General features: G+C 39.9%; 20 protein-coding genes. 1 reads left to right on the top strand and 19 read right to left on the bottom strand.

Annotated elements, in window-relative coordinates; translation table 11 throughout:
- Positions 1–292 precede the first annotated feature (292 nt).
- A complete protein-coding gene (locus BR73_RS0113885; RefSeq protein ID WP_033166014.1) occupies positions 293–757 on the top strand; it encodes a hypothetical protein in 465 nt (154 codons plus the stop codon).
- 304 nt (positions 758–1,061) lie between these two features.
- Here the strand turns inward: BR73_RS0113885 and galT are convergent, their stop codons facing one another.
- The 19 genes from galT to BR73_RS0113800 form a co-directional block, all read right to left on the bottom strand.
- Positions 1,062–2,621: a UDP-glucose--hexose-1-phosphate uridylyltransferase gene (gene galT, locus BR73_RS0113880; RefSeq protein ID WP_033166013.1), complete on the bottom strand. Its 1,560-nt coding sequence runs from the start codon at positions 2,619–2,621 to the stop codon at positions 1,062–1,064.
- A 204-nt stretch (positions 2,622–2,825) separates the two neighbouring features.
- Entirely contained in the window at positions 2,826–3,818 is a 993-nt protein-coding gene (gene galE / locus BR73_RS0113875) for a UDP-glucose 4-epimerase GalE (RefSeq protein WP_033166012.1), read from the bottom strand.
- A 69-nt stretch (positions 3,819–3,887) separates the two neighbouring features.
- Positions 3,888–5,048: a galactokinase gene (locus tag BR73_RS0113870; RefSeq protein ID WP_033166011.1), complete on the bottom strand. Its 1,161-nt coding sequence runs from the start codon at positions 5,046–5,048 to the stop codon at positions 3,888–3,890.
- Positions 5,049–5,185: 137 nt separating this feature from the next.
- Positions 5,186–6,106, bottom strand: a complete 921-nt coding sequence (locus BR73_RS0113865; RefSeq protein ID WP_242860675.1) for an ArsR family transcriptional regulator — start codon at positions 6,104–6,106, stop codon at positions 5,186–5,188.
- Between the two features lie 308 nt (positions 6,107–6,414).
- The gene (locus tag BR73_RS0113860) at positions 6,415–8,076 is read right to left on the bottom strand and encodes a S8 family peptidase (protein ID WP_033166009.1); all 1,662 of its coding nucleotides are present in this window, start codon (positions 8,074–8,076) and stop codon (positions 6,415–6,417) included.
- A 201-nt stretch (positions 8,077–8,277) separates the two neighbouring features.
- Positions 8,278–9,360 carry an N-acetylmuramoyl-L-alanine amidase gene (locus tag BR73_RS29785; protein ID WP_051685205.1) on the bottom strand — a complete coding sequence of 361 codons (1,083 nt, stop codon included), beginning with the start codon at positions 9,358–9,360 and terminating at the stop codon, positions 8,278–8,280.
- A 226-nt stretch (positions 9,361–9,586) separates the two neighbouring features.
- Positions 9,587–10,999, bottom strand: coding sequence for a group II intron reverse transcriptase/maturase (ltrA, locus tag BR73_RS0113850; protein ID WP_033164476.1), 1,413 nt, complete (start codon positions 10,997–10,999; stop codon positions 9,587–9,589).
- 438 nt (positions 11,000–11,437) lie between these two features.
- Positions 11,438–12,304, bottom strand: a complete 867-nt coding sequence (locus tag BR73_RS0113845; protein ID WP_033166008.1) for a GNAT family N-acetyltransferase — start codon at positions 12,302–12,304, stop codon at positions 11,438–11,440.
- A 15-nt stretch (positions 12,305–12,319) separates the two neighbouring features.
- On the bottom strand, positions 12,320–13,747 hold the full coding sequence (pyk, locus tag BR73_RS0113840) for a pyruvate kinase (protein ID WP_033166007.1): 1,428 nt from the start codon (positions 13,745–13,747) through the stop codon (positions 12,320–12,322).
- A gap of 539 nt (positions 13,748–14,286) precedes the next feature.
- On the bottom strand, positions 14,287–15,525 hold the full coding sequence (locus BR73_RS0113835) for a [Fe-Fe] hydrogenase large subunit C-terminal domain-containing protein (protein WP_033166006.1): 1,239 nt from the start codon (positions 15,523–15,525) through the stop codon (positions 14,287–14,289).
- Positions 15,526–15,681: 156 nt separating this feature from the next.
- On the bottom strand, positions 15,682–16,116 hold the full coding sequence (sufU, locus tag BR73_RS0113830) for a Fe-S cluster assembly sulfur transfer protein SufU (RefSeq protein WP_033166005.1): 435 nt from the start codon (positions 16,114–16,116) through the stop codon (positions 15,682–15,684).
- A complete protein-coding gene (locus tag BR73_RS0113825; RefSeq protein ID WP_033166004.1) occupies positions 16,106–17,344 on the bottom strand; it encodes a cysteine desulfurase in 1,239 nt (412 codons plus the stop codon). Before BR73_RS0113825 ends, sufU begins: the two co-directional genes overlap by 11 nt.
- Positions 17,325–18,437: a SufD family Fe-S cluster assembly protein gene (locus BR73_RS0113820; protein WP_051685204.1), complete on the bottom strand. Its 1,113-nt coding sequence runs from the start codon at positions 18,435–18,437 to the stop codon at positions 17,325–17,327. Before BR73_RS0113820 ends, BR73_RS0113825 begins: the two co-directional genes overlap by 20 nt.
- A gap of 59 nt (positions 18,438–18,496) precedes the next feature.
- On the bottom strand, positions 18,497–19,900 hold the full coding sequence (gene sufB, locus BR73_RS0113815) for a Fe-S cluster assembly protein SufB (protein ID WP_033167442.1): 1,404 nt from the start codon (positions 19,898–19,900) through the stop codon (positions 18,497–18,499).
- A gap of 67 nt (positions 19,901–19,967) precedes the next feature.
- Positions 19,968–20,708, bottom strand: coding sequence for a Fe-S cluster assembly ATPase SufC (sufC, locus tag BR73_RS0113810; RefSeq protein ID WP_033166003.1), 741 nt, complete (start codon positions 20,706–20,708; stop codon positions 19,968–19,970).
- Between the two features lie 276 nt (positions 20,709–20,984).
- Positions 20,985–21,155: a hypothetical protein gene (locus BR73_RS29140; protein WP_197032667.1), complete on the bottom strand. Its 171-nt coding sequence runs from the start codon at positions 21,153–21,155 to the stop codon at positions 20,985–20,987.
- A gap of 36 nt (positions 21,156–21,191) precedes the next feature.
- A complete protein-coding gene (locus tag BR73_RS29640) occupies positions 21,192–21,326 on the bottom strand; it encodes a hypothetical protein (RefSeq protein WP_278248529.1) in 135 nt (44 codons plus the stop codon).
- 154 nt (positions 21,327–21,480) lie between these two features.
- Positions 21,481–23,187, bottom strand: a complete 1,707-nt coding sequence (locus BR73_RS0113805; RefSeq protein WP_033166002.1) for a S8 family peptidase — start codon at positions 23,185–23,187, stop codon at positions 21,481–21,483.
- Between the two features lie 183 nt (positions 23,188–23,370).
- The gene (locus BR73_RS0113800) at positions 23,371–25,248 is read right to left on the bottom strand and encodes a DUF4914 family protein (protein ID WP_051685203.1); all 1,878 of its coding nucleotides are present in this window, start codon (positions 25,246–25,248) and stop codon (positions 23,371–23,373) included.
- Positions 25,249–25,292: the final 44 nt, after the last annotated feature.

The following is a 25,292-nucleotide window of genomic DNA, read 5'->3' as shown; positions in this document are numbered from 1 at the left end:
CTTAAGCCTGAATTCCAAAGGAAAGTTATGTTTCTAATATGATTTCCCAAATTTGTAAATATTCTATAGATAATTGTTAATAAATGCTATATAATTATACTATACATATAAAATATTTAAAGTATAAAAACTTAAATAACTGGAATAAGTCTAACACCGGTGTTCTAATTAGTGCTATACAATATGAAAGATACCGGGATAATTCGATGGCCGAAGGCCATAGCAGAGCAGGAAATATCATTAATACAAGGATGATCTTATAAAGAATGAATTTACTGAAAGGAGATTGTTTATGCAGTATGTACGTGTTATTGATTTTCCCAGATTAAAGGTGGTGAGTTCAGGTCCTATCACCACAATGGAGGAGTTTGATAAATTTGATCGCTGGTGGTCGGCGATTGACTCCAAGGATTACATAACTCCCCGGGACTTTATGCTGTACAACGAACAAGAAAATTATATGGAATGGATCTTTGCAGTACCAAAGGATTGTTACGATTTTGGCGACTATGCTCTTACCGAATTCCCCGGCGGTCTTTATGCTGCTGTAACCTCAAAAGATACAGAAGAGGACTGTAAATCAGCAAAAGAAGAAATCAGTAAATGGATTAATGACAGTAAATGTTTCGAACTTTCTACTCCCTGCAATGACAAAATAACAAGGTATACCATGTCACATATTGTAACACCTCGAATCTTTAAGAAAAGAATGGGCTATCATCTTACAGATACCTTTGTCCCTATAATAGCAAAATAAAAGTCAGCAAATATATCTTGCAATAGGCGCCAGATACCAATTGTAATAGTTGAGAAACAAAAGAATAAAAAAGCTTCACCATGTAAACCAATATTAGTTAGTTTAAGTTTTTAAACCTTTAATAATAAAAGACATATCTATTTTACCCCTGATGTGGCAGTGAGATATGTCTTTTATGTTAAAGCCTCTATTGGTATTATATCAAGGATTACTAATTCACGAAATAACAGTATGGGGTTTACTATTTATTTTGCAGCTTCCAGTCCCTTATGAAATACTAACCTTCTGGCCTTCAAATTATCTCTTACTTATTAATATAATGGATAAATCCTTCAAAAGCTTTCTGGCCTTCAGCATTTCGTTTATAGACTCCCGCATGCTCTAACACCTTCATAAATACTATACCGATTTCCTGTCGAAGGATTTCTTCTATATTATCAGCAGTAACCGAAGGGTACTTGGGCAGGAATTCTTCCATCCATATCTTATGCTTATAGATAGCCTCCTCCTCTAAGATAGCTCTTCCGGACAGGATTGCTTCACGAAGCTCTTCCATCTCATCCTTCAAGCGTGCCGGAAGTACAGCAAGACCCATTACTTCTATAAGTCCGATATTCTCTTTCTTAATGTGATGCAGCTCACCATGAGGGTGGTAGACCCCAAGAGGATGCTCCTCTGTTGTTACATTATTTCGAAGCACCAGGTCAAATTCATATAATCCATTTTTCTTTCTGGCTATTGGTGTAATTGTGTTATGAGGTTCTAATTCCTTACCAGCTTTCATCAGTCCTTCCGCTTCTGCTGCAGTTAGAAGTTTTCCCTCTAAATCTGAGAAGGCATATACGAAAGCGCTTTCATCAGTATAACTTCTCCAGGCCTTTAAGATATGGTCACCCAATTCCACTAGTTCCTCAGGTTCTTCACCGCGAAGCCTGATAACAGACATAGGCCACTTAACAATCCCTGCCTGAACCTTCTCATATCCTTTTATTTTAAATTCTTTCTCAACGGGTGCCTTAGCCATTGCAAATTCATAATTACCGCCCTGGAAATGGTCATGGGTAAGAATGGAGCCGCCTACAATTGGAAGATCTGCATTAGATCCAACAAAGTAATGAGGAAATAATTTTACAAAATCAAAGAGTTTCTGAAAAGCCAGTTTATCGACCTTCATAGGGGTATGTTCACTATTTAATACAATACAGTGTTCGTTGTAATACACATAGGGTGAATACTGAAAACCAAAGCCCTGCTTATTAATAGTAATGGGTATTATTCTATGATTCTGTCTGGCAGGATGATCTACTCTTCCGGCATAACCTTCGTTTTCCACACAGAGGAGACACTTAGGGTATCCGCTCTGTTTCTTTAACTTGGCTTCTGCTATGGCCTTTGGATCTTTCTCAGGTTTAGACAGATTAATGGTTATATCCATATCGCCGTATTCGGTTTCCGTTACCCATTTGATATCCTTAATAATCCGGTATCTTCTGATATAATCGGAGTCCTGGCTGAGTTTGTAGTAATAGTCCGTAGCTTTTTTAGGGTCTTCCCTGTAAAGACTGTTAAATGTATTAATTACTTGGGAGGGTGAAGGAACCAGAAGTCCCATTACCTTTGTATCGAACAAATCTCTGTAAACGATACTGTCGCTTTTTAATAAACCTTTTTCAACGGCGAAATTAAGAATTCCCTCTAATATCTCTTCTAGATCCATATCAGTGGTATCCTTATCAGGCTCTTCATACTCCTCAAGCTCCAGGACCTCCAAAAGCTTATTTATGGTATAGTACTTATCCTGCTTCTCAATTAAACCTGCAGCCAATGCATACTCAGTCAATGCTTTTATATATTCATTAATCATATTTTACACCCATTGCATATCACAGAGAAACCTGCGATACTGCCATAAATAAAACGAACAAAAGAATTTTCCGGCAACCTTTCATTTTCTAATTTTCTTTCGTTCTTACTTAGGGTACGTCTGAAAACCCATTGCACGTTCTGAACACTCAGCACAGCACAAGCAATCTTCAGATACCCTAATATGCACTATAAACATAACTGTTTATTTTGTCTTATAACCCTCTGGATGACTCAGGTGCCACTTCCAGGCAGTTGCAATGATTTCCTTAACATCTTCAAATTCAGGTTTCCAGCCAAGGATTTTTTTCGCTTTTTCACTGGAGGCAATTAGTTTGGCAGGATCTCCTGCTCTTCTGGGGGTTATAACAGCTGGTATATTAGAGTCTGTTACTTCTTCTGCAGCTTCAACGATTTCCTTAACGGTAAAACCAACGCCGTTACCCAGGTTAAAGATATCACTTTCTCCACCCTTTACCAGATAATCTACAGCCAGGATATGAGCCTGTGCTAAGTCCGTTACATGAATATAATCTCTTACACAGGTACCATCTTTTGTATCATAATCATCACCATAGATATTTATGGCTTCTCTTTTCTTATTGGGAACCTGAAGAACAAGAGGAATTAAATGAGTTTCCGGATTGTGAGCCTCACCGATTTCACCGCTCTTATGTGCACCGCAGGCATTAAAGTAACGAAGTGATACATATTTTAGTCCATGGGCTTTATCCGTCCATTTGAACATCTTCTCCATGGAAAGCTTGGTCTCGCCATAGCAATTGGTAGGCTCTGTCTTATCAGTTTCCAGAATGGGAACTTTTTCAGGCTCTCCGTAGGTTGCAGCAGTTGAAGAAAATACAATCTTCTTCACATCATGCGCTATCATGGATTCTAAGAGTACCTTCGTGCCGTTCAGGTTATTATCGTAGTATTTAAGAGGATTGGTCATGCTCTCTCCAACCAGTGAGTTGGCAGCAAAATGAATTACCGCATCAATTTTCTCCTTCTCAAATACCTTGTCAACGAATTCTCTGTTACGGATATCCCCCTGATAGAATCTGGCTTTCGGATGAACAGCTTCTTTATAGCCGGTTTCCAGATTATCTACGATTACCACATCTTCGCCTTTGTCAATTAATTCATACACTGTGTGGGAACCAATATAGCCGGCTCCACCTAATACTAAAACTGTCATACTTTACCTCACATTCCTCCGCCCTTATGCGGCATACGCTTTTAAACGAGATCAATTTTATTCTATTCCTTATAACCTTACAGGGCCATCTCCCACTTCAACTACATAGAAATCAGCCTTATAACCGATTTTATCTTCATAGATTTTACCGACATTTTCGATAAAGGCATCAACATATGCGTTTTCTACGATACTTACCGTACATCCCCCAAAACCAGCTCCTGTCATACGAGCTCCGATTACTCCTTCCTGTGCCCAGGAAGCTTCTACAAGTGTATCAAGCTCTATACCTGTAACTTCGTAGTCATCTCTTAAAGATACATGAGAAGCATTCATCAGTTCTCCAAACAAGGATATATTTCCAGCTTCCAAGGCTTTTACTGCCTTGACAGTTCTTTGATTTTCATACACTGCATGTTTTGCACGCTGTGTACGGATGGGATCACCGATTAAATCTTTGTTCTTTTCAAATTCTTCTTCTGTAAGTTCACCAAGAGATTTAATGTCCAGCTTGGTCTGCAGAGCTGCAAGAGCATCTTCACATTCCTGTCTTCTCTCGTTGTATTTGGAATCGCCAAGTCCTCTTTTCTTGTTGCTGCAGGCGATAACAATCTTTGCATTCTCAAGTTTGATCGGTGCATACTCATAAGCCAGATCGCTGGTATCCAGGAATATGGCATGATCTTTTTTGCCCATTGCAATGGCAAACTGATCCATGATACCGCAATTAACACCAATAAAGTTGTTTTCGGCATACTGGCTTACCAAAGCGATATCTATCAGGCTGATATCCAGTCCGAAAAGCTCTTTTGCAATAAAACCTGTAAGCACTTCCACAGACGCAGAGGAGGATAATCCGGAGGCATTTGGTATATTACCGAAATATAAGAGATCCATACCTTCATCTATTACGAATCCTCTTTCCTGCAGAGTCTTAATAACTCCCTTAGGGTAATTAGCCCAGTCATCTTTCTTATCGTAGGTAAGGCCTTCAAGTGATACGCTGATTACTCCAAGCTCTTTAAAGTTCAGGGAATAGAATCTTAGTACCTTCTCTCCGTTTTTTCTTGCTGCTCCGTAAGTACCTATGGTCAGTGCACAGGGAAACACATGTCCGCCGTTATAATCTGTATGCTCTCCAATTAAATTAACTCTACCCGGAGCAAAAAACAGTTCCGGTTCACTGCCTCCAAATACTTCCTGAAAACTTGATAATAATTCCTTCTTCATTGTAAACTCCTATCTGTATGCTCCAGCACACTTAAAATCAGGCTCTTATCTCCTGTTATTTATTAATATCAAATTGTTTTATAATGCCCTTCTGCTTTTTTCCTGCTTAAAACAATCTGCAAGACTTGCACTTAATATCAAAAAACCAGTTTCATTCTAATATCCTGCTGATAATCTCCAAAGCCATTTCCAAATAAATTAACACCGCCTACATGGACCGCATCTTCTTTAATACCAAGTCTTACGGATATATAAGCGTTGGCAGCCAGTTCATATGTGTCGATTGTTCTATTATTAACCGGCATATCATCAATAAAGGTTCCCTCCTCTGATAATTTCCAGGTCTTTAAAACTCCAAACTGGGAATTTTTATCAGGCCACCAGGCAGGGTTGTATTTACCTCTTCTTCCCCCAAAATCTCCCGGACAAGTCCAGGTACCTGCTTCAATACCGTTAATCCACAGTGTAATATCAGAAGGATAGTTTAGATTAAACTCATGATCTTCGGAACACAATTCCATGGATATCTCCATACGTTTAATCTGTCTGCTGGTCAGCAGATAATTAGGGAAACGATACTCCACATATCCTTTACCAAACCATAAAAGTTTGGCACCGGTTCGACCCGGATTATAGAAACACCTGGGTTCATCCTCCTCATCGATATGGTTCTTCTCATTTACAATGCCACAGGTTGGCTCCACATAATAGTCAACAAAATTGCCTATGGGCATATTTATAACTTCCGAATCCTCTTCCCGGTTAGTTTCCATGTTCAGTTCCAGAGATCTTAATTCTCTTTTGCATATTTTCATAGAACCTCTTACTGCCGGAACCAGTTCCGTTGCTATGAGTCCAGCCTCTTCCAACAGCTTAACATGTGTTGCAGCAGAAGACTGAGGAAGATTTAGCTGCTCTGCTATTTCATTGATGTTATAATTACCTCTGCACAAAAGCTTTAATATTTCCAGCCTTATTTCTGCTGACAAGGCCTTGGCAGTAAGTGCCATTTTTTCTGTATCATCTAAATCAAGCCTGATAATTTTACTCAATATCACTGCTCCTTTTATATCACGATTTTTGATATAAACTTGTTTTTCTGTTATAAATATAATATCATAGTTTAATGAAAAATAAAAGTATTTAGAACTAGTTTGCAACATTTTAACAAAAAAATTTATTAAACTTTTCTTTTATTCTCTCCAATAGGCTTTAACACTGCCTTTCTATAGAATCAAAAAAAAGCCGGTAGTATTATTATACTCACGGCTAGCAAAAATTTATCGGCTTTCCTTCAAAATGCTGGTTCTGAATTATGTGTAATATAAATGCAAGTCGTAACAGGAACAAAAAGCTGGTAATTTATTTATTGTATATACCCATAACCCCAATCTCTGTTGGGGTATTTCATATCCCGCCTTCTGACAGCATTGATCATCAAACTATTTTTAATGGCAGCTGTAGTCACAAACCGGCTGTCATTTTGGCTTAATCCTTCTTGCAGCAGTCCCGCACAGATTCCCGCTGCATATGCAACTGCCAGACAGGTTCCTGAAATCGGTATTATGGTATTATGAAGGGTCGGGGCAAGAAGATTTATACCAGGTGCCGTAATCGTGGGCTTCGGCAGATTCATGGAAGTAAAACCTCTGCCGGTAAATGGGGCAAGAGTAATATTAACCGGCTCATAGGCACTGATTGTTATGGGAAAATCGGCGTTCCCAGGGCCGGAGATGGTTGTATAGGGGTCGGCATTATAAAAAAATGTCTCTTCTGAAATAAAGTTTCTTATAGGCAGCCACATATGAAATTCTGTTTCCAGATTATCTGTACCGGATACGATAAACTGCCAGACACCATCTGTCATATTACGAAACCGGAACATGATAAGCTGCTGTTCTGAGTATGCCTCACTATTATAACTATCTATAAAAACCACCATATCATGATACATGATACTTATATTTCTTTGAGAAGCAAAATCAGACTTCAGGTCATATATAATTTCACCGTTTGGTGCTATAAGCCTTACATTGAGCAGACTCGGAAGAACTCCCCACATTTCTGCCGTGAAATTTTTATCTTCTTTCCCGACATTTAAGTATACCGTATCGGAGTTGAAAGGCGGGGTCAGCAACCTGAAATAATGATGGCTTTGATCCCCTTCATTGCCTGACGCCAGCAGGATACAGATTCCAGGTTTATTGGTGTTTTCATTAATGTAGTTACATATGATATCTTCCCCTTTATGAGAACCTTGGGAAGAACTTAACCCCAAACAGATAACAACGGGTTTTTGCAGTCTTTCTGATGCTCTGATCAGATATTCAATCCCCATCATTAGATCATTTTGCTGAAAGCAAACCTCATCTTTTGGAATTCCGTAGAAATCCATCAAATAACTTTTTGCTTGTTTCAATTTCACAACAGCAAGACTGGCTCCCGGCACTACTCCCAAAACATCAATAATATTATCCGATAACCCTGTAGCAACTCCTGCCATCGCAGTGCCTTCCCCAACCAAATCAATAGACGGAACAATATCCAATGGATTATTGGAAGCCAAAGCCCTATTGATCTCGGCTGCTGTATATTCAGTACCGTAATAAAAATCTTTGGGATAATTATTACTTACAATTGTCTGATCCCAGATCAGTTCAATTTTCGTTGTATTATCCTCTCTTATAAAGATCTGATTCCGGTAGTCTATACCCGTATCTATAATCCCAATTACAATTCCAGCACCTGAATTTTCACTGGTATTTACGCTATGTGCACTGACTCCTTCTGCTCTGCCCGTAAGAAAAGCGGTAAGACCGAAACATTTGGGCAAGATATGATAACCGAATTCCTGAACTGCATTTTCATTAAAATCCTTAACCGGTATGTGCACCACTGCGTAATTCTCATTTATCAGATTATAAGTATACTCATGATAGCGTTCAAAAAACTGCAGATTATTATTGTATTCCACAACCAAATCAGCAAATGCCTCACTTATTATCGTATGTCTTTCCCACTCATTCATATCATACCGGCTCCTTGGCATGGCTTAATTCTTAACAGCTTAGAATTATGCAATAATTACTACTAACTTATGTTGGTGTTCTGTATATGTTTCGTTAAAACTGACTTTTTAAGAAATTTGCCGGTTTTGAGAACAATACGCTATCAGAGAAACCCAGAGTTACGCAGGCAGAACCGGCAAAACTTTTAAAGGCAGCTTAACTTAACGTCTGCCATCTCTTACAATTAAAGTGCTATAACCCATCTGTCTTAAGACTTCCTCTTCCCTGGCAGCTTCATCCAGATCACTAAACCTGCCCGTGATTACAGCATAAACCTCACCCTGTCTTATGATATCAGCCGGTATATCGTTCTCCATCAAATTTCTGATCAAGTTGTTGGCATTATTAATATCATTGAACAAACCAAGCTGAATGTGATAAATCGCTTGTTCACCATTTTCACCTTCTCTGTATTCTGTATCTGTTTCAGATTCTTCATTCATACCGCTATTATCCTGGTTGTTACGTTCCTGACCTCTTCCATTCCGGGTATTCCCATTCCCGTTCTCTTCATTTTGATAATTTCTGTTCTGTGAACTGCCATTTCTGCCATTATTGTTCTGATAATTTCCGTTCTGTGAACTGCTGTTATTTCTGCCAGTATCGTTCTGGTAATTTTCATTCTGATAATTACCATTCTGGGTATTTCCGTTATACATATCCTCATCGCTATAAGTGTCATCCTCTGAATACCCTTCATCAACGTCCGCATTCCCATCAAGAGTATCCATAATCGCTGCTGCTATTGCATACGCAATCTCATCAAATCTTTCATCAAACAGAGCATTATCTGAATCTGTATTAATAAATCCCACTTCAACTAATACAGCCGGCATATCTGTTCTTCGCAGAACTGCCAGATCTGTTCTAACTGTTATACCAAGGTCTGAAAACCCAACCTCCTCCAGTTCCTGATTGATATTTGCCGCAAGCACAGCCGAAGGATCCTCCATATCATATACAAGCGATTGCACCCCGCTGTAAGTATTGGGTGTAGGGCTTGAATTTCTGTGAATAGAAACGAAATAATCTGCACCTTCCTGATTAGCCATATATGCTCTTTCCAAGGGTGATACATAGACATCCTCTACTCTGGTATACAGTACGTCCACTCCGTTGTTATTAAGTATTTCACCTATTTCCAGTGTCAGGTCAAGGTTATCGTGTTTTTCCATACGCCCAAAATATACTGCCCCGTTGTCATATCCGCCATGTCCGGCATCCAAAATTATTCGACTAGCCATAGATAGCCTCAAAGTATTCTTTTAACCTATCATATGCCACTGCCAAGTCCCTTGTTACTCTTACGGAAATCAGGAAGTTAGATCGTAATACTCTTTTTATATTTTTTTCCTTTTATAAAGGAACCTGCCAATCAGTAATTTTCTCCAATCGGGTAGGAGGTAGATAATTATTTTATCTACCGACCTCCCACACCACCGTACGTACGGTTCCGTATACGGCGGTTCTTTAGTTTTCATAAACTATCAGATAATAGTCAAGCATGGATGTATATCCTAGCTTGGCTATTATTTTATTAGAAAATATCTGGTTCAGCACTTGCGCCATGCGCCAGTACCCTTTTCTACTACAGGCAAGTTCTTTGGCTCTCCAATGCTCACATCCTATGGCTCTAAGCATTCTGTACTTTGTCTTGATTTTCTTCCACTGTTTCCAATAGACCGCTCGTATTCTGCGTCTAGCCCATTCATCTATGCCTTTTAGAAGATTCTTCATATCTGCGAGTTTAAAGTACTCTATCCATCCTCTCACAAACTGTTGGTATTTATCTTCTCTCGCTGTGTTGCTCATGCCATTGTTTCGGTCTGTCAGATTTCGTATTGCGTCTTTCATCTTTGTTACGGATTTCGGATGTACTCTAAATCTGCATTTACCTCTATATCTATAGAATGTATATCCAAGATATTTAACTTTACTGATGTGCGCGACTTGCGTTTTCTTCCTATTCACTTTCAGAAATAGCCTTTTCTCAATGAATGGTATGATGTTTTCCAAGGTTCTTTCTGCACTCTTTTTGCTTTTACAGAAAATCATGCAATCATCTGCGTATCGGACAAACCTATGTCCTCTGCTTTCAAGTTCCTTGTCCAACTCATTTAGCATGATATTACTTAGCAATGGACTTAATGGTCCACCTTGTGGCATGCCGACCTCTGTTTTCTTAAACACCCCTTTTGTTATCACTCCAGCATTGAGGTATTTATGTATCAAAGAGATAACTCTGCCATCTTTGATGGTTCTTCCCAATACCTCAATCAGCTTACTCTGGCATACGGTATCAAAGAACTTTTCCAAATCCATATCAACCACATATACGTAGCCTTCGTTTACATTCTTTTGGCATTGTTTCAGTGCATCATGTGCACCTTTTTTCGGCTGAAAACCAAAACTGTTTTCTGAGAACTGCTCCTCGTAGATAGGCGTTAGTTCTTGTATGATTGCTTGTTGGATAACTCGGTCAACCACGGTTGGAACTCCAAGCTTTCTGAACTCACCTTTTGTTTCTTTTGGTATTTCTACCCTTCGAACTGGGTTTGGCTTAAATCTGCCTCCCTTTATCTCTTGAATTAAGGTGTCTTGGTTTTCCTTTAAGTAGGGCAGAAGTTCATCCACCTGCATTCCATCCGTTCCACCTGCTCCTTTATTTGATTTCACTCGCTTATATGCCTTGTTGAGGTTATCTTTTCGCAAAATCAATTCCAAGAGATTATTCATCCAATAGTTTGTGATGATACCGCTCTTTTCAGTAATCTTCCCGTAGTCGAACACTTCTGCATCCTCTTTCTGTTCCGCAGATACCATTTGCAGATAGTCTTCCATATGAAGTTGTCTGTTCTTAAATCTACTATCAGTTACTTTCATTGCTTGTACCTCCTAAAGTTCAGTCCTTCCCATATCATTTGCAACTGAAATGGTACTATGACCTCGGCTGACTTCTCGTCATTCGTTGTTACTACAAGTTTCATACTCTGTTTTCACTTGCTGACGAGATCTCCCTGGGTACCACACGTTTCTTTCTCTCCATCCATCTGCCACATTTACTACAGTTAATTCCGAGTAGTTATTGGACTTTAACTTGTATTGCAGTCTTATCCTTAACTGTAGCCTGATGTGATTTCTGTTCGTCAGACCAGAGATTTGCCTCCACCTTCCTTCAGATTCGCAGTCACCCACGACACCCTTGGTCTTGGCTGTGTCTTTCCCACTACTAGGGCAGACTAGGGACTTTCACCCATTAGAAACGTGCGCCGCCAGGCGCACAACAGCAACGCAGCACCAACATTTGCCGGTGCTGCGTTCTTATATCTTCTTATAATGATAATCATATTGTTCTGCAATGACAAATCCGAAAGTTTTATACAGCTGCAAGGCTTCCCCACTTTCACTTTCAACCTGCAGAACCACCCTTTCTCTTCCCATAGCCTTTAGTGCTGATATAGCCCATACAAGAAAGACTTTACCATAACCTTCTCCCCGGTACCGTTCTCTGATACCAAAACCATAGACGGAGGCATCCTTGCTTCCAAGATGAAGACTTATAGTTCCAATAGCTGTTCCTTTTAAACACAGAAGAAAGGTCAGTGTATCTGAAGCTTTAAGTGAGAGTTCCAGCATTTCCTGTACAGTATCCTGCTCCCACTTAAATATTTCCCTGAATACTTCTATTCCCTCCATAAGGTTATTCCCAGTTAGCTGTTCTACCGTGAAGTTCTCCGGAAGCCCCTCTTTATAGTCCCTGTCAGATTTTATAGCATATGACATCAAATAGTCCGATCTGCCTGCCTTTGCTCTGAATGCTTCTGCACAAGCCTTACCGGTAATACTCTTATTTTCAACGACTAATACTGCAATGGAAATATGAAATTTCTTAAGCTCCTTAACAGCCTTGCCATAAAGAGATTTAAAATAACCCTGCCTTCTGTGGGAAGGCAGGGTATAGGCTGATATCTCGGCTTCATCCGGAAAAGGTTGATATAGAATCAGGGCACTTATGAGTACTTCCTTCTGATAGAAGCAATAGTAACTCTTAAGTTCGGGATAATAATTGTCACCCTCCTCCAAAACCGGCAGCCGCTTAAGTTTGTCATAATCATTGCAGGCAGTAATCAGTTGATTGATATCTTCCCTTTGCTTTTCATTCAAAGTGTGAAGTGTAATAATCGACATATACTCCCGCCTTTATTAATAATGGTTTCCCGCAATATGAACTTTAATAATATTCGTCGTACCGGAAGTTCTAAGAGGAACACCTGCTGTAATAACTGTTAACTCACCATGTTTTAAATAGCCTTTTTCTTCTACAGTAGCTACAGCATGCTCAAATAAAACAAAGGTATCCTGCTCTTCTTTGATCAAGAGAGGTTTAACGCCCCAGGACAAATTAAGCTGTCTGCAAACATGATTTTCAGTAGTACATCCGATAATAGTGCATGCCGGACGGTATTTGGAGATCATTCTGGCAGTCTGTCCGGATTGGGTAACTGTTATAATCATTGCTGCATTCAAATCATGAGCTGTAGTACAGGTTGCATGAGATATGGCATCTGTAATACTTGGATTCTCTTCTGTCTCCAGTAAACGGAAACGTTTCTTATAATCGATATCCTGCTCGGTACGAATAGCAATACGTACCATTGTCTTAAGGGAATCCACAGGATATAATCCTGCTGCAGTCTCACCGGACAACATAATGGCGCTGGTGCCATCATAAATAGCATTGGCAACGTCAGTAGATTCTGCTCTGGTAGGTCTTGGATTCTTCATCATGGAATCAAGCATCTGAGTTGCTGTAATTACCTGTTTACCGGCGTTGTATACCTTCTTGATAATCATCTTCTGAATAACAGGAACATCCTCTAAAGGTATCTCAACACCCATATCTCCTCTGGCAATCATAATACCGTCGGCAGCTTCAATTATCTCATCGATGTTTTCAACGCCTTCCATATTTTCGATTTTGGCAATAATGTTAGTTCCTGTATGTTTGTACTCTGCAAAAATCTTACGAATCTCCATAATATCTGCTGCACTTCTTGTAAAAGAAGCTGCAATAAAATCATATCCTTTTTCAATAGCAAATATGATATCATCTCTATCCTTAGGGCTGATAAAGGGCATTGTAAGCTTTGTGCCGGGAACGTTAACTCCCTTATTGTCAGAAATTGAACCGTCATTTTGAACTGTACAGATGATATCTGTCTCAGTAAGGCTTTCAACTGTCATACCTACCAGACCGTCATCAATCAGAATGGTAGCTCCTACACTTATGTCTTTTACCAGATGCTCATAATTTATATAAACAATATCCTGTGTTCCTTCTATTTGTCTGGTTGTCAAAGTGAATGTTTGTCCCTTTACCAGGCTTACCTTTTTATCTGCAAATTTTCCGATACGAATCTCAGGTCCTTTTGTATCCAGCAGAGCCGCTATGGGAATATCCAATTCCTCCCTGATTTGTCTTAATCGAACCAAACGGCCATAATGCTCCTCATGGTCAGCATGTGAGAAGTTAAATCTTGCACAGTCCATACCAGCAAGAGCCAATTCTCTCATTACATCACCCTTATCCGTTGATGGGCCTAATGTACAGATTATTTTGGTCTTTCTCATACCTTAATCCTCCTTGTGAATTTTTTAATTATTTCAAATCACCCTGGATACAGATTACATTTCCACGAAATCACCTAATTTTTTCTGTTGAAAATATTCTGCATAAGCGGAATCTTAATTTTATCATCTTCCTGTACCACACATGAAATCTCTATGGCATATTAACGTTGAAAATGAGGTTATCATAAAATTCTTCTTATAAAATCCCTGCGTCCCTTAACCCACGGGAATAATAATACACCATTTTCCATAATAAATCTACAGAAAATTTATATATTATCTTAATTAATAGAGTATTTTACATAAGTCTTTTTGTCTATACAAGAAATCTACAAAGAATTTACTGACTTCTTACTCTTTCCTAACATTTCATACAATGGTATATTTTCCCCATAATTAGTATGTTTGTTATATTTTTAACTATCCATGCAGGACATTTTAAAAACTCACCTGTATTTTGTTAAATACCTCCAGATAGTACCTCCTGATAACTGTTTATTTCTGATGAGTAAAACAATAAATCAATCAGCTTATATAACTTAAAATTCTCTCGTAAATATATCGCTGTGCTCCAGAAGACTCTCTACCGTATCAAAGCCTAAACGATGCAGCAGTTCAATTACATAAGGATTATCAATGGGAGTGGGGTAAGCCGCACTGTCTCCATACTCATTAACATGTTTTCGTCCCTCTTCCCTGTCAATCATAACCTTAGGGCCGCCTACACAGCCGCCTACACAACCCATTCCTTCAAAAAAATTCGCATTTCCATTTCCCTCCAGCAGCTCATTGATCATCTGCTTACAGGACGGTACCCCGTCTGCCTGCCTGGTTTTCACGTGAATTTTCCTATCCGGATTCAGACGCTCTACTGTACCCTTTACCGCCTCACTAACCCCGCCGGTTCTGGCATAGATTCTGCCCGCTCTTGAGGAATGATCCTTCTCACTCTCTTCCATTTTACCTGGGTCAATACCTGCATACTCAAAAATATCCTGAACCTCCTGAAAGGTAAGGACAAAATCAACCGCATCACTGATATCCTTTTCTCTTGCTTCTGCCTTCTTGGCAATACAAGGTCCGATAAATATAGTGATTGCCTCCGGATGCAGTACTTTAATGGTTCGTCCGCAGGCTACCATGGGAGAAACTGCTCCCGGTACATGGGGCATAAGATCTTTATAGACTCTTCTAATCATGCCTATCCACATAGGACAGCAGCAGCTGGTCAGCTGATAATCCTTTTCAGACAGAATATTTTTATCGAATTCCAATGCTTCTTTTAAGGTTAGTATATCAGCAAATAAAGCCACTTCTATCATTCCCTCAAACCCTAAATACTTAAAAGCATTTCTAAGTTTACCGGGTGTTACCTCTTCGTTAAACTGGCCTAAAAATGCAGGTGCTATCAAGGCATACACAGGGCCTTTTGCCTCATGGATCGCCGTCAGGGCAGGAAGTACATCCTTGCTGGCAGTCAGCTTATCAGCCTTACAGGCATCAACACAGGCACAGCAGCCGGCACATAGCTCTTTATCAATTATCAGTTTTCCGTTCTCATCTTTTTTGATTGCTTCAAATATACAACTGTCTACGCAGGCGGAAGGCTTATCCGGAGGACAGGAACATTCACCAAAATGCAATATAGGAGGATATTTCTTTGGATTTAACAGGCAATCCAATTGATGGGGATCATACTCATCAAAATTTATATCTTTTTCCTTACCATCAACATATTCCTTCGTTAGCTTACGATACATATCATCAAATCTAGTCATAGAACACCTCACTTTTCATAGTCATTATTTTTGCCAAAAACTTGTAGAATAACCAAAATGCCATAAAAAGATGCAAATTGCATGCTTCTATGGCATTATCCTACTAATTATATTATTATCAAGTTATGTTATAGCGACCATTCAGTCAGTGAAAGCTTATTCATTGTCCTTATTTATCGTCTCTGACAGAGTGTGCCAGCCCAATACTGCACATTTGACTCTGGCAGGCATGTGGGATATGTCCTTAAGTGCAATGGCATCCTCCAGTATCTCAAGCTCCTCCTCATTTTTAATTTCATTTTTTATCATACCGGTAAAGGTCTGCGAAAGTAAATCCGCTTCTTTAAGACTTTTACCTTTAATCAAGTCTATCATAATTGATGCAGAGGCCTGGGATATAGCACATCCACTGCCTACAAAGGAGGCATCTTCTATGATACCGTCTTTAATTTTTAATTCCAGCTCAATCTCATCACCACAGCTTGGGTTGATGCCCCGTTTGGTCCTGTCAGGATGTTCAAGATGATGCTTGTTATGATTGGAATTCGCATGTTCCCTTAAAATTTCCGAATATACATTTTCAATTCCCAAGGCCAAGCCACCCCCTGACTTTCTTTAAGCTCGTTATAAACAAATCAATATCTTCTTTGGTATTGTAAAAATAGAAAGATACCCTGCAGGTAGCTGCCGCACCCAAATACCTCATGAAAGGCTGAGCACAGTGATGACCTGCCCGAATACAGACACCATCTGCATTTAATAAGGATGAAACATCGTGAGGATGCACCTCTTGAACATTAAATGATATTACACCGCTTCTGTCGACTGCTGTATATTTTTCGCCATATATAGTAACATAAGGTAATTCCCTCAATCTGTCAAGAGCATAAGAGGTAAGAGCTTCTTCTATTTCTCGTATTTTATCGTATCCTGTCTCTTTGAGATATCCGATTGCTGCTCTAAGACCTATGGCTCCTCCCACATTTGGCGTTCCCGCTTCAAATTTCTGAGGTAAAGGTGCAAAGGTCGACTCCTGTTCTGATACGAAATCAATCATCTCCCCTCCGGTAAGAAAAGGAGGCATTTCCTCCAGAAGTGCTTTTTTTCCGTAGAGTACTCCTATTCCCATGGGACCAAGCATCTTATGTCCGGAAAAGACTGCAAAATCTGCATTAAGTTCAGTTACATCCAGTGGATAATGAGGAATGCTCTGGGCACAGTCAATAACGGTTACAGCACCTACACTATGTGCTTTTTCAATTATTTTTTTAACAGGATAAACCGCACCGGTTACATTTGACACATAGGCAAAAGCTACGATTTTGGTTTTAGCTGTTATCTTTTCTTCAATCTCCTCATCCTTTAGACGCCCCTGTTCATCTGTATAGAGATACTTTAATACTGCATTTTTTTCTTTTGCAAGCTGCTGCCAGGGAATCAAATTGCTGTGATGTTCGGAGATGGGAATAAGAATTTCATCCCCTTCCTTAATATTGCTTTTGCCATAACTGTAGGCTATAAGGTTTAGGCTTTCCGTTGCGTTTCGTGTAAATATGATTTCCGCAGAATCTTTTGCTTTTATAAAATCTGCAACTGCTTTTCTTGCCTCTTCATACTCAAATGTCGCTTTCTCACTGATATCGTACAGACCTCTATAGGGATTGGCATTGTATTCTTTATAATATTCTTCCACGGCTTTTAAGACAGGCTCCGGCTTCTGGGTAGTAGCCGCATTATCAAGATAAACCAGCGGTTTTTCACCCTTGCCTTTTAATAATGGGAAGTCATTGATATACACATTACTGCAGGCTGCTGACATGGCTCATCCTCTCCTTCACATAATTTTTAACTTTTTCCTTTAATTCTTCTGTAGGGATGTTTTTAAGAGCCGGATGAAACCAGGCTTCCAGCATCAGCTTTTTCGCTTCGGTTTCACTTAAGCCTCTGGACATCATATAAAAGAGCTTATCCTCATCTATTTTTCCGCTGTTCGCCGCATGCTTTCCGGATACATTTTCCTCTCCGCATAAAATCAAAGGCACAGATACATTCTTAATGGTTTTATCAAAGAGCAGAGTATATTCACCTTCTGCACCTTCCGCTCCGGCAGCTCCTCTTTTAAAGTCAATTGTACCTCTGAATATTTTCCTGCTGCTATCCAGTAATGCTCCGTTAATATTCATCTCACTCTTGGAATTTTTGCCATAATGATTGACCACATAATTAAAATCCAGGGAACGGTTCTTATCACCAAAATAAATGGTATCTACCTGGAACTCGCTGTCATCACCCTTTAGATCCGCCTGAATACCGCTGGCCAGATAACCAGCACCTAATTCGCACTGGGTAATTCTTACCTTTCCGCCGTCCTTGCATTCTGCTCCGATATTGCTCAGATGTATGCCGGAATCCGGCAGCAGCTGTATCTGTATAAGGTTTATCAAGGCATTCCTGCCGGCCATAAGATATAATAAACCGCCATGAAATAACGGCTCTTCTTCTCTTCCTTCATAAGTAAGCACCAGGGTTATTTCACTTCCCTCTTCTGCCATAATGAATATCTCTTCTGCCAGAGCGGCGTTCTCTTTGTCCAGCAAATTATTTAGATACAGAGGCTTTGATAATTTCTTACCCTTTGGGCAGGTTAAGGTTAGCTTTCTATTCCGGTTATTTCTTATAAATTCTTCTGCATTTTCACCCATTCCGGTCTGAGGAATTTTCTGAATTGAATAAGTATTATCTTTTGTTATTACAAGCTGATCAAGGTTCTCTCCTGTCAGCTCAGAGGTCTTTACAGGTTTAATATCCGGAATTTCCTGCTTGATATTTAATTCATTTACACCCAGCCAACGAAAAGTCTTCATTGGCAGTTTATTGGTATCTTTTAATTCCAGTATCATCGTTTTCCCCATTTCCGCGCTGCTTTTTCATCCCGATAGTTTATGTGTCCAGCGCAGACACAAACTTTTATCTATCCTATACTGCCTTCCATTTCAAGACGTATCAGCTGATTCATTTCCAGTGCATATTCCAAAGGAAGCTCTTTGGCTATAGGTTCAGCGAAGCCGCTTACAATCATGGCTCTGGCATCCGCTTCACTTAAGCCTCTGCTCATAAGATAAAAAATCGTATCATCGCTGATCCTGCCTATTTTGGCCTCATGTCCGATATCAACATTATCATTACGAATATCCATAACCGGTATGGTATCAGAACGTGACTTGGAATCCAACATTAAGGATTCGCAGGATACTGCACACTTGGCACCATCTGCTTCGGTGCCCATTACAACAGCACTTCTAAAAGTACTTGTTCCGCCATCCTTGGATATTGACTTTGAACTCATATGGGAAGAAGTGTTAGGGGCTGCATGAACCACCTTAACTCCTGTATCCAGGTTCTGACCATTACCTGCAAAGGTTATACCGGTATATTCCATCTTAGCATTCTCACCCTTTAAGATACTCATGGGATACAGATAGGATACTCTGGAACCAAAGGAGCCGGATACCCATTCCATGGTTGCGTCTTTTGCCACCGAGGCACGCTTTGTATTGAGATTAAACATATTCTTAGACCAGTTTTCAATGGTTGAATAACGAAGCCTTGCTCCTTCTCTGACAAACAATTCCACACAACCTGCGTGAAGATTGGCTACATTATATTTAGGTGCAGAACATCCTTCTATAAAATGCAGGTTAGCTCCTTTATCCACTATAATGAGCGTATGCTCAAACTGTCCTGCTCCGGGAGCGTTCAGTCGGAAATAGGATTGAAGAGGAATCTCAACGGATACACCGGGCGGTACATACACAAAGGAACCGCCGCTCCATACTGCTCCGTGAAGAGCAGCAAACTTATGATCTCTGGGGGTTACCAGCTTCATAAAATGCTCTTTTACCAGCTCCTCATGCTCTCTTAAGGCACTTTCCATATCCGTATAGATAACACCGAGGTTTTTAACCTCTTCTCTTACATTATGATACACTACCTCTGAGTCGTACTGAGCTCCCACACCTGCCAGAGAGGTACGCTCAGCCTGAGGTATTCCCAAACGCTCAAAGGTGTTTTTGATATCCTCCGGTACTTCCTCCCATTTCAGCTGCATCTGCGTATTCGGTCTGACATAAGTAACGATATCCTCCATATGAAGTCCTTCAATACTCGGTCCCCATACAGGTATATCCAGTTCATTGTATATTTTTAAAGATTTCTGCCTGAACTCTCTCATCCAAGCCGGATCATTCTTCTCAAGTGATATGGAATTAACGATTCCGGATGTCAAGCCTCTGGATGCTTTGTAGGAGGCATTAACCTTATCTTTGATGTCATATATACTTCGGTTAACATCTTCAACATAAGTCTTATTCTTCACTGTTTCCATAATTACCTCTCATTCCCGCCGTTCACACGGCTTATCTATCTGACCATATAACTTTACGTCATTTATGCAGCGCCTTAAAGCCCTTCCTGTTGACTGCCTCAATGAGCTCCGGTCCACCGGTCATGGTCAGTTTACCTTCGGAAAGTATATGAACATAATCAACGTCCAGATATTCCAGAATCTTAGTATTATGCGTTATGATAAGAAGTGCATTCTCCTTATTCTTAAAGGCTTTAACTCCCTTGGAGACAATTTTGACCGCATCTACATCAAGCCCGGAATCTGTCTCATCCAGTATGGCGAGTTTGGGATTTAACGTAAGCATCTGAAGGATTTCAGATTTTTTCTTCTCACCTCCGGAAAAGCCGACATTTAAGTACCTGTCTGCATATTCCCTGTCCATACCCAGGTTTTCCATTGTCTTACCCAGCTCTTTCCGATATGCCATTACTTTAGGCAGTTTGCCTTCAATAGCTGTTTTGGAGGATCTCAGGAAGCTTTCCAGGCTTACTCCGGTTAATTCCTCCGGATTCTGAAAAGAAAGAAATAACCCTTTCTTTGCTCTGACATCCGTTTTTTCATTTGTGATATCCTCGCCTTCAAAAAGGATTTCTCCTTCTTCGACTATATATTTTGAATGTCCCATGATAGAATAACCAAGGGTAGACTTACCTGCACCGTTTGGTCCCATAATCACATGAACTTCTCCTTTGTTCACCGTAAGGTTCAATCCATTTAAAATATCCTTATTTTCTACACTCACTCTGAGCCCTTTGATTTCGAGTAATTTCTCTGACATGTATACATCACTGACCTTTCTACATAATTTTAGCAGCTTTTAATTCCTACTGTTTCAATTCCTACTAATTTAATCCCTATTATAATACTCGGGTATAATCTTTGCAAGCCCTAAATCATCCTCAATTGCATTTCTCTGCCAATAACACACATTTTTTCAACCTTTACAGAACAGAAAAAGCCCTATGATATTCATATCTTTACACTTTGAAAGTTATTATCTCTCAAAGCATAAAGAGGAAATACCATAGGACTTTCTCTTTTTACAGGTTCTTAGCTACCATTTTCCGTCGAATTTTATGGGATTGGCCTTTTCATGACCGCTTTTCGCTTTACCTTGAATCTCAGGTACAGGCTTCTCATCATTTTTCTTGCCCTTATATCCTATATGCTCCATTGTTCCATGGGGTTCTTTCGGGTCCGGGCGCCTCATTCCGGCTTTTGCCATGTCAAATCCTCCTTTGCTTCTTATAACAGCAAATACTTACACATCATTATGCTCTGCTGATTTTTTCTTGGCATTTCTGTTTTGGTTCTGATTTTCTCTGGTTATAGGTGTCTGGTAATTTGCTTTTTCCATTCGTGCCTTTTTATTATCAGGCTGACTGTCTTTTGGCATAGTAACTCCTTTCGTGAATATCAAATCCATGATTTGATAACCCTGAAATCCGTAGTTAATAAAATCTGAAGGTTAACAACAAAAACCTCCATAAAAATTATTGCAGGATAAGTATGCTTCTACTGTTAAATCTTATTCATTTAAAATTTTATAATTATAATGCGGACTCTCCTCTTAAGCTGTCAAAAGTCCTGTAAATATCAATCATACCAAAGCCCCATACTTTATTGGGGTAGGCTTCATTGGTACTTCGTTTAACACCACGAATCAGGAATTGCTTTACGGCTGTTGAATCCATATAAATTAATTTACCGCGCACAAGTCCCCATTCCAAAAGCAATGCACCAATTCCTGCAGTTACAGCTGCAGCCATACTGGTGCCAGTTTTTGGTACAAAACCTTCAGAGCTTGGACATAGAAGTTCAACTCCGGGTGCAGCAAGTTCCGGCTTTATGTTGTTCAGTCTCGTATATCCTCTGCCGGCATTTAAATAAATACTTTGATTTCTGTAGTCATAGGCAGTTACAGTTATTGGGATACCTGCATTTCCAGGCGTTGTAATTGTAGTTTCCGGATTGGGTTTTACAAATCTGGTGGCTTCTCTTACAAAGCCGGTCATAGGAAGCCAGATATGAAAACCTGTGGTTATATCCTTAATTCCATATACTCTGAAACGCCATATCCCCGGTGCAGGCCTCACAAACCGCAGAAAGATGAGCTGATCTCCGGTCTGTGCTTCCGCTATCAGATAACTTATATATAATATGGTACTTTCAAATAAAAAACGGATGGTTCTGCTTTCCCCAAGCCTGGCCGGTATTCTGGGTATATATTCTCCCGAAGGTGAAGTAATGTCAATGGAATATACCCCCGGTGCCTGCCCCCATAATTCCATGGTGAAACCATTTTCATCTTCAGCAACATTTACTTCTACCAAATTACTGTTAATCGAATCTTCAACAGTTCCAAAATAATGATGTCCGGCAGCACCTTCATTTCCAGCAGGCAAAACAATAACTACTCCATTTCTTTCTCCCAGCCTTGAAAGCATGAGACTTATGGGTTCCCTGCCATCATGCCCTCCCATATTGGACCCCAGGCCTATGCAGATAACAATTGGTTTATTCCGTTGTCTTGCCAGATTTACAAGATACAATACCCCTGCCATAATATCATTCTCCTGATATGCGACAGTTTCTTCGGGAACAAACATGTATTCCTTGAGATTGTCTTTTGCCAGTTTTAACTTAACCATTGCCAGCTCTGATAAAGTTGCAATTCCTGTAAAATTTTCCGCCTGCACTTCACCTCCGCCTGCCAAACCCGCCAAAGCCGTTCCATGCCCCAGTTCATCCACACTGGGTACAACGGATAAAGGTGCTTCACTTCTAAGAGCTTCATTTATATTATCTTCTGTATATATTTTACCATAATTATAAGTTTCCGGTGTTGCTTCCGGATTAATTATGGTTTGATCCCAGATTGATATAATTCTGGTAGTATTGTCACTATTTTTGAATACAGGCAGGGTATAATCGATTCCTGTATCAACAAACCCAAGAATAACTCCTTCTCCCTTCAGATTAAGTCCGGGTAGCCTTGACAATCTGTTAAGTCCAACAGCTTCAATTGTCGGTGATTCCAACAATCCAAATAATTTAGGTATAGCGGTATAGCCTATGTCCCCTACCAGTCTTTCCTCTGTTTTACTGACAGGTATATATGCCACCGCATAAGTATCATCTAAAATCTGCATGGTCTCACCATAAACATCTTTAATACGCGTAAGATCCGCATCATACTCGATTAGTACATCTATATAGTCATTACTAATTATTTTATTCTGCTCTTCCTGCGTCATACACCCTGCTTGAAAACCGTTTTGGTTATATATATGATGTTAAATTCAAATTAATATCAAAGGTATCCATAGAAACAACAAAAAGAGTATGAGAAGACTCTTTACGATTCCTCTCATACTCTTTTTGTTATCATTCGCTCTGCCGATAACGGCAGTATATTATATTGACTAAGATTTATATAATTAATATCTCATAGGAAGGATATTTCCATAATCCTCTAAAGATCCATTATTAAAGAAGCAGTCAATAATCTCTCTTCCTAAAGGATCAAGCTCATCGGTCTTAAACTTAACCAGCTCTTCCTTAAAGAAATCTACCAATAACTTGGCTCCCTTATCATAACCTTCAATACCTACTTCAGCTTGAAGTTCCGGACGAAGGAAATCCTGTCTGATGTAACGTCCGTCAATACGGATAGATTCCTGACAATAACCAAGGATATTGCAGCGTGCTTCCACTAACTGCTCAGGCTTGAACTTTGCTCCGCCTCTTCTTGCAATATATTCTCTGGCTACCCACTGGGGCATGAAGCCAACTTCATATACACCGATATGCTGATTAGGAATCAGTACATATCTTGTATGAGTGGAATGCTTCACCTGATTCAACAGCAGGTTAGCCTGTGTTACCATCTTTCCGGTAGCAAAAGGCCAATAGGAACCAACACCTTCACTGGTCATCTTATTGGTAGAATTGATACTGGGATTATTGTAACCTCTGGGTGCTACAAGTCTCCATAGCCATGCAAGTGCCGGTGGTAGTACGTGGAACAAACCAATTACACCGTAGCTGGGATTTTCTTTTGTGCAAGGCGGCGTTCTGACACCAAAGCTTCTGATATCAACCTCTGCAAGTTCGCTTACTACATTCTGCACATATTCTCTGGGCAGAATAACTCTGGGATTGGGGCAGGGTTTGCCATCGGAATCAATAATATGCTCCCAGGGAAGGCAGGTTGCCTTCTCAATAGCCTGCATATTAATATAAACCAAGGGTCTGGGCGGCTGAATAAGTATACTCTCCAGCTGAGGAGAATCCCCGTATTTCTTTATGTTATCAAGACGTAAGAACCAGCCGTCTTCTGCATCCTTAACAACCAGTTTATGGCTTTCATTCTGCATATCTGTATGACAAAGAGCCATATCATCGGTAATAGGACGAAGCTCACAGGCATCTACCAGTTCGATATATGTCTTTTCTTTGGTAAGGGTGTTCACACCAAGAACAACTTTACCATCTAATTCTCTGTGAATGTTTTCTGTCATTTCACTCTTACCACCGCCGGATGCACCTTCATGCATAATAACAATTTCATTGTCATATGGAGTGATAACTTTAACAGTGGAAGCATGACATGTAGTCCAGCCTTCATTTTCACCTATATTTAAAAGCACACTGTAGATACCTTTTTTGGCACTGGGACCTGGATAGAGATTATAAGAGAATACCTCATGTACATCATCCAGACGATTATGGACTACCACCTGTTTTCCATCAAAATGAGTATGACGGAACGGAGGCGCAAGATAAACCACCGCTTTGGGTTCAAAGCCGCCTTCGATATCATTAACGCTTACAAATTCCTGTAAATCAGCTAAAGCAGCACCAAAAAAACCTGCATTAACAGGTGCTAAAAGAATAGCGGGATATCCGTATTCTCTTCCTCCGGCCATAAAGGGAACGATAAAAAGTTCCTGTTTCTTAAGCCATTCAAAAGTCGCATCTCTTAATTCACTGAAATCCTTTTTGTAAAGGTCCTGATATCTTGGTTTATCTGACTCTTTATCATCAGATACCAGATTACAGTCCGGGTCTCTTCTTCTCATATAATCTTCCGGATAGTTACCGATAACACCGTTTCTGCATCTGGTTACGGTAGCTTCCAGAACAGAGCCTTTACCTTCCACGTCATATCTTACTTCGAAATCGTTTCCGCCTTCAGGGCCAAAGGAAAGAGCCAGCAATTCCTCTTTTGTAGCAGGGATTACTACGCTCTTACAACTGTCCAGTATTGCTTGTAATTCTTTAGAAAAATTAAATTTCTGTAACAATTCTTTCACCTAATCATCCTTTCTAGCTATATGCCATTTCTGGCTATCTGCTA

It is taken from the genome of Clostridium sp. KNHs205 (assembly GCF_000702945.1).
Lineage (GTDB): Bacteria > Bacillota > Clostridia > Lachnospirales > Lachnospiraceae > Anaerocolumna.
Note: the sequence above shows the minus strand (reverse complement) of the source record. Positions and strands in the feature narration are given on the sequence as shown.

Excerpts from the sequence above, each read along its gene's own strand:
- BR73_RS0113885 (WP_033166014.1), top strand. The coding sequence starts at position 293 with ATGCAGTATGTACGTGTTATTGATTTTCCCAGATTAAAGGTGGTGAGT.
- galT (WP_033166013.1), bottom strand. The coding sequence starts at position 2,621 with ATGATTAATGAATATATAAAAGCATTGACTGAGTATGCATTGGCTGCA.
- galE (WP_033166012.1), bottom strand. The coding sequence starts at position 3,818 with ATGACAGTTTTAGTATTAGGTGGAGCCGGCTATATTGGTTCCCACACA.
- BR73_RS0113870 (WP_033166011.1), bottom strand. The coding sequence starts at position 5,048 with ATGAAGAAGGAATTATTATCAAGTTTTCAGGAAGTATTTGGAGGCAGT.
- BR73_RS0113860 (WP_033166009.1), bottom strand. The coding sequence starts at position 8,076 with ATGAATGAGTGGGAAAGACATACGATAATAAGTGAGGCATTTGCTGAT.
- BR73_RS29785 (WP_051685205.1), bottom strand. The coding sequence starts at position 9,360 with ATGGCTAGTCGAATAATTTTGGATGCCGGACATGGCGGATATGACAAC.
- ltrA (WP_033164476.1), bottom strand. The coding sequence starts at position 10,999 with ATGAAAGTAACTGATAGTAGATTTAAGAACAGACAACTTCATATGGAA.
- BR73_RS0113845 (WP_033166008.1), bottom strand. The coding sequence starts at position 12,304 with ATGTCGATTATTACACTTCACACTTTGAATGAAAAGCAAAGGGAAGAT.
- pyk (WP_033166007.1), bottom strand. The coding sequence starts at position 13,747 with ATGAGAAAGACCAAAATAATCTGTACATTAGGCCCATCAACGGATAAG.
- BR73_RS0113835 (WP_033166006.1), bottom strand. The coding sequence starts at position 15,525 with ATGACTAGATTTGATGATATGTATCGTAAGCTAACGAAGGAATATGTT.
- BR73_RS0113825 (WP_033166004.1), bottom strand. The coding sequence starts at position 17,344 with ATGTCAGCAGCCTGCAGTAATGTGTATATCAATGACTTCCCATTATTA.
- BR73_RS0113820 (WP_051685204.1), bottom strand. The coding sequence starts at position 18,437 with ATGGGGAAAACGATGATACTGGAATTAAAAGATACCAATAAACTGCCA.
- sufC (WP_033166003.1), bottom strand. The coding sequence starts at position 20,708 with ATGTCAGAGAAATTACTCGAAATCAAAGGGCTCAGAGTGAGTGTAGAA.
- BR73_RS29140 (WP_197032667.1), bottom strand. The coding sequence starts at position 21,155 with ATGGCAAAAGCCGGAATGAGGCGCCCGGACCCGAAAGAACCCCATGGA.
- BR73_RS29640 (WP_278248529.1), bottom strand. The coding sequence starts at position 21,326 with ATGCCAAAAGACAGTCAGCCTGATAATAAAAAGGCACGAATGGAAAAA.
- BR73_RS0113805 (WP_033166002.1), bottom strand. The coding sequence starts at position 23,187 with ATGACGCAGGAAGAGCAGAATAAAATAATTAGTAATGACTATATAGAT.